The following is a 13,831-nucleotide window of genomic DNA, read 5'->3' as shown; positions in this document are numbered from 1 at the left end:
TTACCTCGCCGCACTTAATAAGGTGTCAAAAATAGTACGTGCTGTTGCAAGTACCTGCGCTGATGCCGCATAAGACTGCTGAAAACGAAGCAGGTTTGCCGCTTCTTCATCAAGGTTTACACCAGATAATGACTCGTACCAAGCTTCAGATTGATCAGCCAATGCGGTAAAGGCCGCACCATTGGTTTGTGCTTGGCTCGTAACAACACCAATATCAGTGACAATGCCAGAGTATGCTTGGTTGAATGTTTTATGATTATCAGCGGTGCTGCTTGCTTCAACATTTTGACGCACTAAGTCGCCAGTTTGTAAGCCTGCCAGTAATAAACCATTACGATTATCATCAAAACCACCTGTGTTAAATTCAAGTGTAAAGGTATCGCCGGTAGCAGGTGTGCCTTCTATGTTAAAGTCAAAACCGTAGCTATCATATGGCGCCCCTGCTTGTGCAAGAATATTCTCTGCCGGAGGTGTGATTGTAAAGGTGCTAGTACCGTTACCGTCTGTGATTTGATACTCGTTAGCATTCGCTGTTTTTACTAATGTTATATCGCTATTAGCCAAACTAGGTGGAGGCCCCACTGTTATACCCGTCGAGTTTGCTATGTCAGTAACCGTACCCGGCGAAATATTGGCGTCACCGGTATTGTTTATATCATTTTGAGTACGTATGGGCGAAGCAAGCGCTAAGTCTTCAGGGCGCTCAGTTGCAAGCTCTAACGTTGTTGCTGCTTGTGAGTTAAGCTTCACCATAAATTGGTCACCGGCATTTGCTGTGCCTGATACATTAAGCTGTAAACCAAACGCTTCACCGCCTGTGATGGTTGATGAATCAATCCCCCCTGCCGTCACATTCGCTGTTGACGCAGTGCCAATTGGCTCACCTTTATTATCAATAGCTTGAATTTCGACAGTGGTAGCACTGGTATAGGTGATAATAAAATCACTTGCTGGCAATTCGCTGCCTTTACCTGGTTCAACCGTTGCCGTCATGGTTGATGAACCGGTATTGGCTTGGTAGCTAAATGCATCAACGGTTGGAATAGCAAAAATATCGCCACCAATTTCACCATTGGCGTCCATACCTAGGCGGTTTTGCTGATTGAATGCATCTGCCAGCGCTAAGCCCATTTGACCAAGTTGATTCTGGGCAGGGACTAAAATGTCATCACGAAAAGCAAGCAGCCCACCAATTTTGCCTTTTAATTTACTTACATCAACTTCAAGCGGCACGGCTTTGCCACCATTGACGTCGAGCTTTAACTCTTTAAAGTTTGGATCGGGGTCGCCACTAAATGAAAACAGGTTAAATGTACCGCTTTGCATAACAAGTGCTTGACCTGAGCCTAAATACACTTGTTTTTCGCCGTTATTACCATCAAGTGTTTCAATATCTATCAACTCAGATAAATCACGAATTGCTTTATCACGCTCATTGTATAAACCACTAGAGACTGACTCACGATCAGTACCATGAACCGCCGCAATTTTAGTATTCAAATCACTAATATTTTGGATAAGGTTATTCGCCTCATCTGAGAAGATTTCTAATTGTTCATTCACAACCGCTTTTTGATCAACCACGATGCTCGATAACCTATCCATCTGATCAATCAAGTTCTGTGCATCAGTCATTACTAGTGAACGAGCGACTCTTGACGAAGGCTGATTTAAGCTTTCTTGTACGTTGTTAAAAAACGAGTTGATACTGGTCGATAAACTATTTGATTCTTCTGAAAACAGGCTATCTACTCGGCTTGCTTCAGTTACAAACTGATCAAAAAATGCCTTATTTGAGGTATCACGATTTAATTGCTTTTGGGCAAACTCATTTAACAAGCGATACGTTTCGCCACGACCCACTTGGTTGTCGATCATGGTTGTGAACTCAGTGCGTTCACGCACATAGCCTTCAGTATTCACATTCGCTATGTTTTTACTGGTGGTTTGTAAAAGCTCAGAATTCGCTCTTACACCCGCATTAGCAATGTCATATAAGCTAAATGACATGAGGGTTTACTCCTTAACGTACCAATGAAGCAGCGACACTTTGAAGCTCAACACGCTTCAGCACCTGCTTTATTTTATCGGCATAATTTGGATCAGTTGCATAGCCTGCTTTTTGTAACGAATCTAAAAAGGCAGCAGGTTCTGCAGTGTTTTTTAGTGCTTCTTCGTAACGTGGGTTTTCATTTAAGAAGTCAACGAAGTCATTCACACTGTCTTTAATTGATTGATATGCGCGGAAACTTGCTTGTTTTTTAACAGGCACGCCTTGTTCAAACTCAAGGGTAAGCTTACTTGCTTTATCACCTTGCCAACGCTGATCTGATTTAATATTGAATAAGTTGTTACTGCTTGTACCATCCGCTTTGCTGATGATGTGTTTACCCCAACCCGTTTCAAGTGCGGCTTGAGCAACCATAACCGCCGGATTCAGGCCAATCTTTTGTGCAGCATTTTTGGCATGTTCCCAGATAGAACTAATAAACGATTCAGCATCGTCAAAACGATTATTAGCCTGCTCATTTAGCTCAGTATCTGTAACCGATTTAGTTTGAGCATTAGCATCATCTTGCCCTCTTGCTCGTTTATCACTATCAAACTCAGTCGTCGTTCTTAGTACTGAGCCTGGGGTAAACTGTTTACCGTCTGGTGATAACTGCTGAACGATTAAATCAGCTAAGCCTAGCGAGCCATTCGACGACAACTCGACTGAAAGCTGTTGGTCATGCATTTCTTCAAAGAACTTCACGCCACTTGAATTAAATGGGCTATCTTTATCTTCGAATGCCTCATTGGCTTTACGCATACTTTTAAGCAGCATTTGCGTAAAGATAGATTCGAATTGTGCCGCCGCTTTTTTCAGCGCCTCTTTTGACGCATCGCTAGAGGCATCACTTTTCAGGGCACTTTGACGTAGTGAGTCTAAGTTACCTAAATCAAAAAAGTTTTGCTTGTCGAGATGATTAGTATCCATCAGCTTTTTGACACAATAGTTAATAATGCAAATTAAAATGCAAAAATTGCGCCAATAAAAATCTTTAGAAATGAATAGCTAATAAGTGATATTGGTTTTGACTTACTTTAAAACAATAGTTTTAGCTAATGCTTGAAGAGTGAAAGATATAAAAAGTGCTAAAAGATATGAAAACAAAAAAACGCGCCCTAGAGCGCGTTTTAATTTAAATGATAACCAGTTGCCCGTTTATCGCCCCCGCTTCTTTTAAAGCTTCAAGTATTGCCATTAAGTCACCCGGTGCAGCCCCAACCTCATTGATTGCGCGTACGAGATCATCAAGATTAACACCTGGATTAAATACAAAAGCACGTGAGTCATCTTCATTCACATCAATAATGCTTTGATTGGTAACTGTGGTTTCACCCTCACTTAACGCATTTGGCTGCGATACATTTTGCTGCTCAGCGATCGTCACCGTTAATCCACCATGCGTAATAGCCGCAGGCTGTAGCTTCACGTTTTTGCCAATCACAATGGTACCGGTACGAGAGTTAACGATAATTTTCGCTGCCGTGTCTGCAGGTTTAAACTCTAAGTTTTCAAGAGTAGACAAATAAGCAACACGTTGAGACGCATCTCGCGGTGCTAACACGCGTACTGAGGCTGCATCGATTGCCTGGGCACTATCAGGGCCCACTAAATCGTTAATGGTTTGCTCTAAGCGCTTTGCTGTTGTGAAATCTGGACGATTTAAATTAAAAGTAATGTAATCGCCTTGCATAAACGGGCTTTTAATAGCACGTTCTACAATTGCACCATTTGGAATACGACCTACTGTTGGTGTGTTAATAATAACTCGGCTACCATCAGCACCTTCAGCACCTAGACCGCCCACAACTAAGCTGCCTTGTGCAATCGCATAAGTATTGCCATCAACCCCTTTTAAGAAGGTTTGTAATAAAGTACCGCCACGTAAACTGCCCGCACTACCTATAGACGAAACCGTAATATCAATAGTTTGCCCAGGCTTTCTAAACGCTGGAAGCTCGGCGTGCACTGCCACCGCTGCGACATTCTTTATTTTGGGTTTTAAGCTATCAGGTAAAGTGATACCAAAGCCATTTAGCATGGCTTTAAAGCTTTGTTGTGTGAACCGGCTTTGCTCACCAGTGCCTGGCAAACCAACAACAAGGCCATAGCCTACCAACTGGTTAGAGCGTACACCCTCAACCATAGACACATCTTTAACTCGCTCAGCTTGAGCAGAAAACTGCAGGCTGATTAAGCAAAGAGCAATAATGTATTTAAACCCATTCATGACTTTGTTCCTCTAAAATGGGAAAAGCGAACTGCTAAAGAATCGAGAAAGCCAGCCAGCACTTTGTGTTTCTTGCATTTGCCCTTTACCAGAATATTGTATACGTGCATTCGCTATACGGTTTGACGTGACTGTATTACTTGCTGAGACATCTTCTGGACGAACTAACCCTTCCAAACGAATAAACTCTTCACCGGTATTTAACGTGAGCCACTTTTCACCACGGATCACTAAGTTTCCATTAGGTAAAACGCGCATCACATTGACAGAGATATCACCAAATAGACTATTCGATTGATTCGACTTTGAGTCACCTTTAAATGATGACCCTGAACCAATGCCAAATTGAATGCTGTCACCACCAATGTTAACCGGATTTCCACCTAATCCAATTACAGGGTCTAAGTTAGCATCTGTTTCTTTATCGGTTTCGGTTTTTGCTGCTTTGGTTGCTTGCGTTGACTCTTGCAATTTAACAGTGATGATATCGCCAGCACGCAGTGCCTTTTTATCAGAGTACAAATCGTTTGATGTATAGCTATCAAACAAAGACCCTGTTGGCACCATTTGTTCTGTTGTAGGCTCTGGGTACATAGGCGCATAGTAAGGGTCATCCTGAACCACATGATGATTTTGCGTTGTTATACAACCACCCAGCATAAATGCTGCTGATGTGACTAAGATAAGATTACGCATGCTGCCTCCTACGACTTATAACTGTTGATTGATGTAACTAAGCATTTCATCCACTGCTGAAATCACTTTTGAATTCATTTCATAAATTCGTTGCGTTTCAATCAGATTAACCAGCTCTTCTGTTACATTTACATTTGACGTTTCAAGCGAACCTTGTACCACAGTACCTAAACCATCAATACCCGGATTACCTTGCACTGGTGCGCCACTTACAGCTGTTTCTGTGTATAAGTTTTGCCCCATTGGCTCAAGACCCGATGGATTGATGAAGTCTGTTATAGTGAGCTGACCAATTACCACATTTTCTGCCTGACCTGCTACACGAACAGATACTTCGCCATCTTGTGACACCGTAATTGATTGCGCATCATTTGGCACATTCATTTCAGGTTGCAACGGGAAACCCGCACCTGAAGTTACGATACGACCGTCTTCATCTGTCGTAAATTGACCATTACGTGAGTAAGCAATATTGCCGTCAGGTAGCTGTACTTCAAAAAAACCTGGGCCTGAAATCATCCAGTCCAGTGAGTTTTCGGTCGTTAACATATTACCTTGCGAAAAGTTCTTTTGGTTTGCTACAACCTTAGCGCCAGCACCAAGCATTAAACCTGATGGCATTTCAGTATCTTGAGACGAACGACCACCTGGTTGATTAATGTTTTGATATAGTAAATCTTCAAATACGGCGCGGCTTTTTTTGTAACCGACCGTGCTGGCATTCGCGAGATTATTTGAGATCACCGAAATATCGGTTTGCTGGGCGTCAAGCCCGGTTTTACTAATCCACAATGCTGGATTCATAACTCTACCCTCTCAGTCATCTTAAACAATGCGTAACAGCTGATCTTGACGCTCATCAAGCTCTTCGGCTGTTTTCATCAATTTAACTTGTAATTCAAATTGGCGTTGGTTGCTGATCATGTCGACCATTTCATGGACTGGATTAACGTTCGACATTTCAAGCGTACCTGACAGTACTTTTACATTGGGTGAAATATCACAGAACCCACAAAGATCATTGACCAACATATCTTCTTTTGGTCTAAATAAACCGTCATTACCTTTTTCAAGCTGAGTGTTATCAGCTTCGATCACTTTTAAGCGGTCAACCACTTCTAAAAAGTTGGCAGGTGCACCTTGCGGGCGCACTTGGATCGCGCCATCTTCGCTAAACTCAACCTTCTCAATTGGCAAAGGCAAGATAATAGGCCCGCCCTCGCCAATAACTTGACGGCCATGGCTGGTGATCAATGCGCCGTCAGGTGTGATGTTTAGTGTGCCTGTTTTGGTATAAGCTTCGTTACCTGATGCATCTTGCACACTGAGCCAACCACGGTCGCTCATGGCAATATCAAGCTCTCGGCCTGTCTCAACGAATCCACCCGATTCCATATTTGAACCAGGACGCTCTTGCATCGCAAACACACGTGATGGCAAGCCTTCACCAAAAGCCTGCATGGAACGCGCTTGTGCAAAATCAGCTTTAAAGCCAGTGGTGTTTGCATTAGCAAGGTTGTTAGCCTTTAACTCAAGACCACGCAAGCTTTGCTTGGCACCAGACATGGCAATGTAGACCATTTTGTCCATAACATTGACTCACTAAAAATACGATAACTAAAGAAATGCAATAAAAGTGCCAAAGTAAAATTGACGCATAAATAGGATGGTAAAAATGAAAAAGGCTGCCAATTGAGGGAGCAGCCTTCGTGTCGGATTAAGCTCAGAGCCGTTAAGATTAACGGATCTGTAGGATGTTTTGTTGTAGTGTTGAGTTAACTTCTAATGCACGTGAATTTGCTTGGAAGTTACGTTGAGCACTGATCAAATCAACAAGTTCACTTGTTAAGTTGACGTTTGACTGCTCAAGAGCTGATGAGTTAATTGAACCTAATGTACCTGAACCTGGTTCACCGGCAATTGGCTCACCTGAGGTTAAGCTTTTCTTCCATGCCGTGTTACCCACTTGCTGTAAACCTTGTGAGTTAGAAAAGCGCACCATTGCCACTTGGCCTAAGAATGAAGTATCACCATTACTGTAAGAAGCAACGATTTTACCATCTGTACCAATATCAATACCTGATAGACGACCTACAGTCGCACCATCTTGCTCTAGCGCTTTCACTTCAAAGTTACTTGCATATTGAGTCGGTATTTTATTCGTTGTACCAGCTTCATCGCGCCAATTGATGTTTACATCATCAGGGAAACTCGCACCGTTAGATAATAAACCAGATATACCGCCTGAAGGTATTGTTAATGGATTAAACGTTGCATCAGTATTTGCAGTCCCATCAGTGCTTTGAGGTAAACCACTTGAGTCAAACTGAAAAGTTGAAATAGGTGTGTATGGCGACGCAGTTTGCTCAGTACCATTAGCAGCAAACGGCTTTTCATCAAGTGTTGCAAACACTTGCCATTCATTGTCATTACCAGTCACTGCTGCGTCAGTTTTAACAAAGAAGAACTGTAAAATGTGTGGCTCACCTAAAGAATCATACACCGTTGTTGATGTTGAACTGTTGTACGATGCACTTGTCTCTGGGTCAAATGGTGTAACTGCTGGCGTTAATGCACGCGAATCTAAGTTAAACGACGAATAAACATTGGTCGTAGCGCGTGGAGAACCTGATGCATCAGGAATTTGTAGCGCAGAAGATGTGCTTAAACTAACAGAAGTTGTATCACCCGTTGCTTCATCAACAGGGAAACCTTGTAAGTAGTTTCCGCTAGCATCCACAATAAAGTTGTCTTTATTCAGTTTGAACGCACCAGCACGAGTATATGTAAAATCTTGTGCACCTAGGTCATTTGCCATGGCAAAGTAGCCTTCACCAGTAATTGCTAAGTCCAGTGAGTTATTAGTGAAAGATAATGAACCTTGGTGGAATTGTTGTGCCACCATTGTAGTTCTTACACCGTCACCATTTTTAGTTTTACCTGAGCTAAATACTGATGATGCGTACACATCAGCAAACTCAGCACGAGACTCTTTAAAGCCTGTGGTGTTAACGTTAGCAATATTGTTTGCTGTTACATCTAAGTCTTTTTGCGCGGCAGCAAGGCCGGTTAATGCAATATTGAAGCTCATAAGTCACCTCTAAAGTGTCAATCTGTAGCACTAGGCTAACTAGTTAATCTGTGTAATTAAGCGATTTCTGCAACATCAGTTAGCCTAACCGCGCCTTCTTTAGTATTAATAATAATGCCGCTAGATCCATTGATATTAACGCTTTCAATATTTTTGAAAGTCGCTAAAGGTAGACTGCTATAGTCACCATTTTGGAATCCTTCAGCTTTAACTTCGTATTCGCCTGGAGGCAAAAGCTCTCCATCGTCATTTTTACCATCCCACTCAAAACGAACTGCGCCAGCCGATTGAGCGCCCATGCTGATGGTACGTACAAGTTGACCTGACTCATCAGTAATGCGAAGCGTAAGATCTTCAACAGGCGTTTCTGCAATTGCCGATCCCTTAGCAACGTTACTACCATCAAAATCAATCGTATTTGATTCTAATAGTGCTTGTTTACCAACTAAGGTCGAAGCTTGTAATGCCGAGTTCGATGTCATTGACGCAGTAAGTGCATCAAATTTTGAGTTTAAATTCGAGATCCCTTCAGCCATGGTAAAGTTGGTCATCTGAGCAATCATTTGATCATTATCAGCCGGCTTGCTTGGGTCTTGAAACGACAACTGTTGTGTTAAAAGCGAGAAGAAGTCTTCTTGCGTTAAAGTGTCATCTTTCTCTTCTGGTTTGTTTTGATTGTCCTGCCAACGTAAATTATCTAAATACGTGGATGACGCACTGCTGATGTCGTTACTCATAACTTATCCTCGGTTACCGCTGCCCAAGCAACAGTGTTTTACTTAACATTTGCTTAGCTGCATCAGCAACTTGCACATTTGTTTGGTAAGAGCGAGAGGCAGAAATCATATTAGCCATTTCTTCTACGACATTAACGTTAGGTTTGTAGATATAACCGTTTTCATCCGCACTGGGGTGATTAGGGTTGTACTCTATTTGCAGAGGCTTATCGCTCTCAACAATACCCAATACTTTTACGCCAACAGAAGAGCCCTGAGGATTGCTTTGTGTTGCTGACGCTTTAGTCAACTCCGCAGCAAAAACAGGATGGCGCGCTCGGTATGTTTTGTCTTGACTAGAGCTAATCGTATTCGCATTCGAGATATTACTTGCTGTTGTATTAAGACGCACATTTTGCGCGCTCATACCAGTGCCTGAAATATCAAAAACATTATATAAACTCATGATTAAGCTCCTTGACTACCGAGGGCTTTTTTAAGGCCTTTAATTTTACTACTCATAAATTGCAGGCTTGCCTGATACTCTAATGAGTTCTGTACATACAAGTTTCGTTCCACTTGTATATCAACTGAGTTACCATCACCTGTATCTGCTTGATTTGGCGTACGAAACATTTCTGCGTTACCAACAAACCGACTGCCACCGGCAAGGTGTTTTGCGTCAGTTCGTACCATGTTATTGCCGCCTTGCTGGTTGCTTTTTGCCGCTTTTAGAGCCGCCGCAAAATCGATATCTTTTGCTTTGTAGCCCGGCGTATCAGCATTAGCGATGTTTGTCGCTAATAACTCAGCGCGTTGTGAACGGATCAACATTGCATGCGGGTGCACACCAAATGCTTTATCAAAACTGATAGCCATAACCATCTCCAAAAAATTGACTCTGCTAGTGCAGATGCAAAAGGCAAGCCAAAATTAACTAGATAGATAAAGCACGGTAAGCTTTTGAATAACAAATAATTTAGCAACCTAAGAACTAGGTTGCTAAGAAGAGATTACTTTTTCTGGTAGATAATACCTGGGTTACAACGAACCATCTCGAAGCTATCACTTAAGCCAGCCATAGATTCAGATGCCCCTAAAAATAAATACCCTTTTGGATTAAGGGCCTGAGCAAATTGAGAGATAATCTTTGCTTTTACCTCTGGAGAGAAGTAGATCAGTACATTGCGGCAAAAAATGATATCAAACTTGCCCATTAAGGCGTAAGAATCTAATAAATTCAAATGCCTAAAGCTCACCATTTTTTTGATTGGATCAATCACCTGCGCCATGCCATTGCCGCTGTCTTTAAAAAACTTTTGCCGTCTTTCAATTGATAAACCACGGGCCAGTGCCAACGAGTCATATTCAGCATTTTTACACATATCAAGCATGGTATTAGATATATCAGTGCCGATAATCTGCGCGCCCATTTTAAGTACGCCAGGGTTTTTCGCCTGAAACTCAGCAACCGACATAGCAATTGAATACGGCTCTTGGCCTGATGAACTTGCCGCTGACCAGATTTTTAGTGGCCTACGCACATCTTTCAACTCAGGAAACAGCTTTGTTTTGAGCAATTCAAATGGGTATTGATCACGAAACCATAAGGTTTCATTCGTCGTCATCGCATCCACAACAGCAGCACGAAGCTGTCTTTCATGTGGACTGAGCGTTTTACTAACTAACTGCGATAAAGACTCAACATTAAAGCGCACCATTAATGGCGCAAGACGACTTTTCACTAGGTAAAGCTTATTGTCGCCTAACACAATGCCACACTGTTGCTCTAGAAAAGAGCGAAATTGATCGTATTCGCTTTGTTGTAAGTGCTTATTTTCCAAAGTAATACCACCTATAAATAATTAATCACAATGAACCCACTTTTTAACAGCCGTTGCTAATTCGTCAGGGTTAAATTTTGCAATAAAATCATCTGCACCTACTTTTTGGATCATTGCTTGGTTAAATACACCGCTTAAAGAAGTGTGTAAGATCACATGCAAAGGTGATAATTTTGGATCCGCTTTTATCTCTGCCGTAAGGGTATAACCATCCATTTCAGGCATTTCAACATCTGAAATTAATAACCCTACGCGTTCAGTAATATCGTTTTGGCAATCGAGTTTTGCAATCTCACGTAACCGTAATAAAGCCTCTTTACCATTTTTAGCGAGTTCAGTTTGCACACCTAATGGCTCAAGGGCTCGCTTAACTTGGTTTCGCGCAACAGCAGAGTCGTCTGCTATAAAGACAATACGTTCGCCTAAGTCTCGCTGGATTTCACCATCACCCACTACTTCTGCACTTACTTCTGTATTCACAGGGCAAATTTCATTCAAGATTTTTTCTACGTCTAGAATTTCAACCAGCTCGTTTTCGATTTCGGTGACCGCAGTTAGGTAAGAATAACGACCCGCACCTGATGGTGGAGGCATTATTTTTTCCCAATTCATATTAACGATACGTTCAACACCGCCAACCAAAAACCCCTGCACAGAGCGGTTGTATTCGGCAATGATAATAAAACTGTCTTTGATATTTTCGATAGCAGGACCGCCAACGGCCATTGATAAATCAATGACTGAAATAGTCTGACCGCGAATGTGAGCTACGCCTCGTATATAAGCATTAGATTTGGGCATGTTTGTGAGTGGTGGGCATTGCAAAACCTCTCTCACTTTAAACACATTGATACCAAAGCGTTGTCGCCCTCTGAGTTTGAATAATAGTAATTCAAGGCGGTTTTGCCCAACCAACTGCGTGCGCTGGTTCACTGAGTCTAAAATGCCTGCCATTTCAATCTCCTAAAGATAAACAATCAGAGCCGGAACAATAATTGCTTTCTTTGTGTTAAAGCTACATAAGGTTACAAAGCGTCTGTTTTTTGACGCAAAATATTTATACCTTGTTTTCAACCATAAGCATAGTCGAAACAATATGAGTTTGTTAAAAAAAAGCCGAAGATACAGTGTTTTTTATTTCCTTGCTAGCTTGTTGTCCATTACACAAGTGCATGCAGAAGTATATAAAAACGAGCAGCTTCAACAGATCGCTATCGATTTTGTTAGTGAGCAGCTTACTGATCTAGAAAGTACACCACAAGTGAGTGCATTGCCGCTTGATAGCCGCATACCCGACAGAGTGTGCGAATCACCTTTAAGTAAAGAAGTACCAACAACACCTCCTTTTAATCGGCAGGTAACTGTACAACTTAAGTGCGAAGATATAAATAGTTGGACCCAATACGTACACGTGCGCATCATTGAGCTTGAGCCTGTGGTTGTTGTAACAACTCATTTGAGTCGTGGTGAAGTGATCAGGGCTGAACATTTACGCCTTGAAATGAAACCAAAACAGTTTGTTAGAACGCAATATGTGCAAGATGAGTCTATACTTATTGGCAGTCGAATTAAGCGCAATTTGCGTGACGGTACACCAATTGTAATGAGTCAGGTTTGCATGGTTTGTAAAGGCGACAACGTGACTATTTACGCTTCACTACGAGGCCTTAGAATTAAAACGACAGGCATTGCCCTTGAAGATGGTACGTTAGACGAATTAGTGCGTGTAAAAAACAAAAAATCAGGTAAAGTATTAAATGCACGTGTGGATGGTGTCGAGTCTGTTCAGGTAAATATTTAATTTTTTATATTTATGCTAAAGTATCCGCTGTGCCTGCCGATATAAAGGCATATGTTGGGTAATGTATAGGTCAAATATTATGGTAAGCAATGTCAATAATGGTCAACAACAAACCTCTGTGTTGACAAATACCAAGCAAAAAAAGCTTGATTTACAAAAAGATAATGCTAACGCTGCTGAAGCTAAGTCAGCTGCGCCAAAAGCAAGTGCAGATTCTGTAAGCTTAACACCTCAAGCTAAACAGCTTAAATCTTTGCAAGACAAAGCAGAGCAATCGTCTGGTTTTGACAGTAACAAAGTTGCCGAGCTAAAAAAAGCAATTAGTGAAGGTAAATACCAAATTGATGCTGAAAAACTAGCGAAGAACATCGCCGCATTTGAGTTTGATGTCTATGGCTAATCATAATCATTTAATTGCCAGTAAACTAACACAACAAGTTTCTTGCTTGGAGTCTATTGCTGCGCTTTTAGATGATGAACTCAATGCAATCGCATCGAAACGTGGCGAAGGGTTAAAAAGTATTGCCCAACAGAAAATCTCTTTGCTGCAACAAATTCAAACTATCGACAAAGAAGTGCAGAAACTATCAGTCAATAATGATTCTAAAGATGACGACGTTACTGCTCTTATTAAGCAAGTGAACAGCCTACTTGCTGAATGTAAAAAGAAAAACGATGTTAACGCTCATGCTGCGCATCAAGCTCAACTAAGTGTTAAACAACTTAAAGATATCTTAATCGGTTCGCCTTCATCGATGACCTACGACCAAGGCGGCAGTGTGGTTCAAGGCGACAAAACAATTGTACATAACCTAAAAGCCTAGCAACTAATATTAAATTGAATACAAAAATAAAGCGCGATAATGCCAAATTATCGCGCTTTATTTTTTAGAGCAGATTATACATTTCTGATGTTGTAACCTAGTAATAGGTTACTTTTTTCACTTCGCGTGGTTTTATTTCGCCAATATAAAGGTCATGTACGCGTTTCATATCAAGTTGTAATTCAGTTGCGTAGGTATCGCCTACTGCATAAGTTTTTATAACCTGCGCACCTTTTATTACACCTAATACTTGGCTTTGTAATTGATCGTTTTGAGCAATACTGTTTTGCACCGTTGTGCCTGCGGAAATTTTTTGCCCATACACTTGCTCAGCAAGTTCACGGTAAGCTTCAAGCTTTGACGCTTTAATTGCAAGTAAGGTGCGTTGCGACTCATTACTACTTGGTTGAGCGCTAATTGGTGCGTAACCTATTGCTTTTAGTACTGGATAATTATCAGGCTCTACATAGCGATACTCGACATGCTTGTCGAAAATACTGCTGCAGCCTGTTAATGCTGTGCAGGCAACTAGCCCGCTTAATAAAAGTGCTCGCATAATTTGCTTCCGCTTAGAACTCA

Annotated in this window: 16 protein-coding genes; 3 read left to right on the top strand and 13 right to left on the bottom strand. The window is 41.6% G+C overall.

Features of this window, described 5'->3' with window-relative positions; genetic code table 11:
- The 12 genes from flgK to AAEU31_RS00715 all read right to left on the bottom strand — a co-directional run bounded on the left by flgK (position 1) and on the right by AAEU31_RS00715 (position 11,581).
- Positions 1–2,010, bottom strand: coding sequence for a flagellar hook-associated protein FlgK (gene flgK / locus AAEU31_RS00770; RefSeq protein ID WP_421966151.1), 2,010 nt, complete (start codon positions 2,008–2,010; stop codon positions 1–3).
- A 13-nt stretch (positions 2,011–2,023) separates the two neighbouring features.
- Complete coding sequence (gene flgJ / locus AAEU31_RS00765) at positions 2,024–2,980, bottom strand: flagellar assembly peptidoglycan hydrolase FlgJ (protein WP_135923826.1); 957 nt, start codon at positions 2,978–2,980, stop codon at positions 2,024–2,026.
- Positions 2,981–3,185: 205 nt separating this feature from the next.
- Complete coding sequence (locus AAEU31_RS00760) at positions 3,186–4,280, bottom strand: flagellar basal body P-ring protein FlgI (RefSeq protein ID WP_135923825.1); 1,095 nt, start codon at positions 4,278–4,280, stop codon at positions 3,186–3,188.
- A 12-nt stretch (positions 4,281–4,292) separates the two neighbouring features.
- A complete protein-coding gene (gene flgH / locus AAEU31_RS00755) occupies positions 4,293–4,976 on the bottom strand; it encodes a flagellar basal body L-ring protein FlgH (RefSeq protein ID WP_135923824.1) in 684 nt (227 codons plus the stop codon).
- 15 nt (positions 4,977–4,991) lie between these two features.
- Entirely contained in the window at positions 4,992–5,780 is a 789-nt protein-coding gene (gene flgG, locus AAEU31_RS00750) for a flagellar basal-body rod protein FlgG (protein WP_135923823.1), read from the bottom strand.
- A 21-nt stretch (positions 5,781–5,801) separates the two neighbouring features.
- Entirely contained in the window at positions 5,802–6,566 is a 765-nt protein-coding gene (locus AAEU31_RS00745; RefSeq protein WP_054553307.1) for a flagellar basal body rod protein FlgF, read from the bottom strand.
- Between the two features lie 148 nt (positions 6,567–6,714).
- The gene (gene flgE / locus AAEU31_RS00740) at positions 6,715–8,067 is read right to left on the bottom strand and encodes a flagellar hook protein FlgE (protein WP_130052109.1); all 1,353 of its coding nucleotides are present in this window, start codon (positions 8,065–8,067) and stop codon (positions 6,715–6,717) included.
- Positions 8,068–8,123: 56 nt separating this feature from the next.
- Positions 8,124–8,804 (bottom strand): flagellar hook assembly protein FlgD, encoded by a 681-nt coding sequence (locus AAEU31_RS00735; protein ID WP_135923821.1) that lies wholly within the window; start codon positions 8,802–8,804, stop codon positions 8,124–8,126.
- 13 nt (positions 8,805–8,817) lie between these two features.
- Complete coding sequence (gene flgC / locus AAEU31_RS00730; protein WP_135923820.1) at positions 8,818–9,249, bottom strand: flagellar basal body rod protein FlgC; 432 nt, start codon at positions 9,247–9,249, stop codon at positions 8,818–8,820.
- A 2-nt stretch (positions 9,250–9,251) separates the two neighbouring features.
- Positions 9,252–9,662 (bottom strand): flagellar basal body rod protein FlgB, encoded by a 411-nt coding sequence (gene flgB, locus AAEU31_RS00725; protein WP_135923819.1) that lies wholly within the window; start codon positions 9,660–9,662, stop codon positions 9,252–9,254.
- Positions 9,663–9,796: 134 nt separating this feature from the next.
- Positions 9,797–10,627 carry a CheR family methyltransferase gene (locus AAEU31_RS00720; protein ID WP_135923818.1) on the bottom strand — a complete coding sequence of 277 codons (831 nt, stop codon included), beginning with the start codon at positions 10,625–10,627 and terminating at the stop codon, positions 9,797–9,799.
- Positions 10,628–10,648: 21 nt separating this feature from the next.
- On the bottom strand, positions 10,649–11,581 hold the full coding sequence (locus AAEU31_RS00715; protein WP_135923817.1) for a chemotaxis protein: 933 nt from the start codon (positions 11,579–11,581) through the stop codon (positions 10,649–10,651).
- A gap of 142 nt (positions 11,582–11,723) precedes the next feature.
- Here AAEU31_RS00715 and flgA point away from each other — a divergent pair, with 142 nt between their 5' ends.
- The 3 genes from flgA to flgN all read left to right on the top strand — a co-directional run bounded on the left by flgA (position 11,724) and on the right by flgN (position 13,252).
- Complete coding sequence (flgA, locus tag AAEU31_RS00710) at positions 11,724–12,428, top strand: flagellar basal body P-ring formation chaperone FlgA (protein ID WP_135923816.1); 705 nt, start codon at positions 11,724–11,726, stop codon at positions 12,426–12,428.
- 79 nt (positions 12,429–12,507) lie between these two features.
- Positions 12,508–12,828, top strand: coding sequence for a flagellar biosynthesis anti-sigma factor FlgM (flgM, locus tag AAEU31_RS00705; protein ID WP_138557479.1), 321 nt, complete (start codon positions 12,508–12,510; stop codon positions 12,826–12,828).
- Positions 12,821–13,252 carry a flagellar protein FlgN gene (flgN, locus tag AAEU31_RS00700; protein ID WP_135923815.1) on the top strand — a complete coding sequence of 144 codons (432 nt, stop codon included), beginning with the start codon at positions 12,821–12,823 and terminating at the stop codon, positions 13,250–13,252. Before flgM ends, flgN begins: the two co-directional genes overlap by 8 nt.
- Positions 13,253–13,349: 97 nt before the next feature.
- On the opposite strand, the gene AAEU31_RS00695 is transcribed toward flgN, so the two are convergent.
- Positions 13,350–13,808, bottom strand: a complete 459-nt coding sequence (locus tag AAEU31_RS00695) for an LPP20 family lipoprotein (RefSeq protein ID WP_135923814.1) — start codon at positions 13,806–13,808, stop codon at positions 13,350–13,352.
- Between the last annotated feature and the right edge of the window lie 23 nt (positions 13,809–13,831).

Source organism: Pseudoalteromonas thalassia (assembly GCF_049257215.1).
In the GTDB taxonomy this organism is placed as follows: domain Bacteria; phylum Pseudomonadota; class Gammaproteobacteria; order Enterobacterales; family Alteromonadaceae; genus Pseudoalteromonas; species Pseudoalteromonas lipolytica_C.
This window is presented reverse-complemented; position numbering and strand designations above follow the sequence as displayed.

Coding starts and splice junctions, on each gene's coding strand:
- AAEU31_RS00745 (WP_054553307.1), bottom strand. CDS start 6,566: ATGGACAAAATGGTCTACATTGCCATGTCTGGTGCCAAGCAAAGCTTG.
- flgB (WP_135923819.1), bottom strand. CDS start 9,662: ATGGCTATCAGTTTTGATAAAGCATTTGGTGTGCACCCGCATGCAATG.
- flgG (WP_135923823.1), bottom strand. CDS start 5,780: ATGAATCCAGCATTGTGGATTAGTAAAACCGGGCTTGACGCCCAGCAA.
- flgK (WP_421966151.1), bottom strand. CDS start 2,010: ATGTCATTTAGCTTATATGACATTGCTAATGCGGGTGTAAGAGCGAAT.
- flgN (WP_135923815.1), top strand. CDS start 12,821: ATGGCTAATCATAATCATTTAATTGCCAGTAAACTAACACAACAAGTT.
- flgM (WP_138557479.1), top strand. CDS start 12,508: ATGGTAAGCAATGTCAATAATGGTCAACAACAAACCTCTGTGTTGACA.
- AAEU31_RS00760 (WP_135923825.1), bottom strand. CDS start 4,280: ATGAATGGGTTTAAATACATTATTGCTCTTTGCTTAATCAGCCTGCAG.
- AAEU31_RS00735 (WP_135923821.1), bottom strand. CDS start 8,804: ATGAGTAACGACATCAGCAGTGCGTCATCCACGTATTTAGATAATTTA.
- flgJ (WP_135923826.1), bottom strand. CDS start 2,980: ATGGATACTAATCATCTCGACAAGCAAAACTTTTTTGATTTAGGTAAC.
- flgA (WP_135923816.1), top strand. CDS start 11,724: ATGAGTTTGTTAAAAAAAAGCCGAAGATACAGTGTTTTTTATTTCCTT.
- flgE (WP_130052109.1), bottom strand. CDS start 8,067: ATGAGCTTCAATATTGCATTAACCGGCCTTGCTGCCGCGCAAAAAGAC.
- AAEU31_RS00695 (WP_135923814.1), bottom strand. CDS start 13,808: ATGCGAGCACTTTTATTAAGCGGGCTAGTTGCCTGCACAGCATTAACA.
- flgH (WP_135923824.1), bottom strand. CDS start 4,976: ATGCGTAATCTTATCTTAGTCACATCAGCAGCATTTATGCTGGGTGGT.
- flgC (WP_135923820.1), bottom strand. CDS start 9,249: ATGAGTTTATATAATGTTTTTGATATTTCAGGCACTGGTATGAGCGCG.
- AAEU31_RS00715 (WP_135923817.1), bottom strand. CDS start 11,581: ATGGCAGGCATTTTAGACTCAGTGAACCAGCGCACGCAGTTGGTTGGG.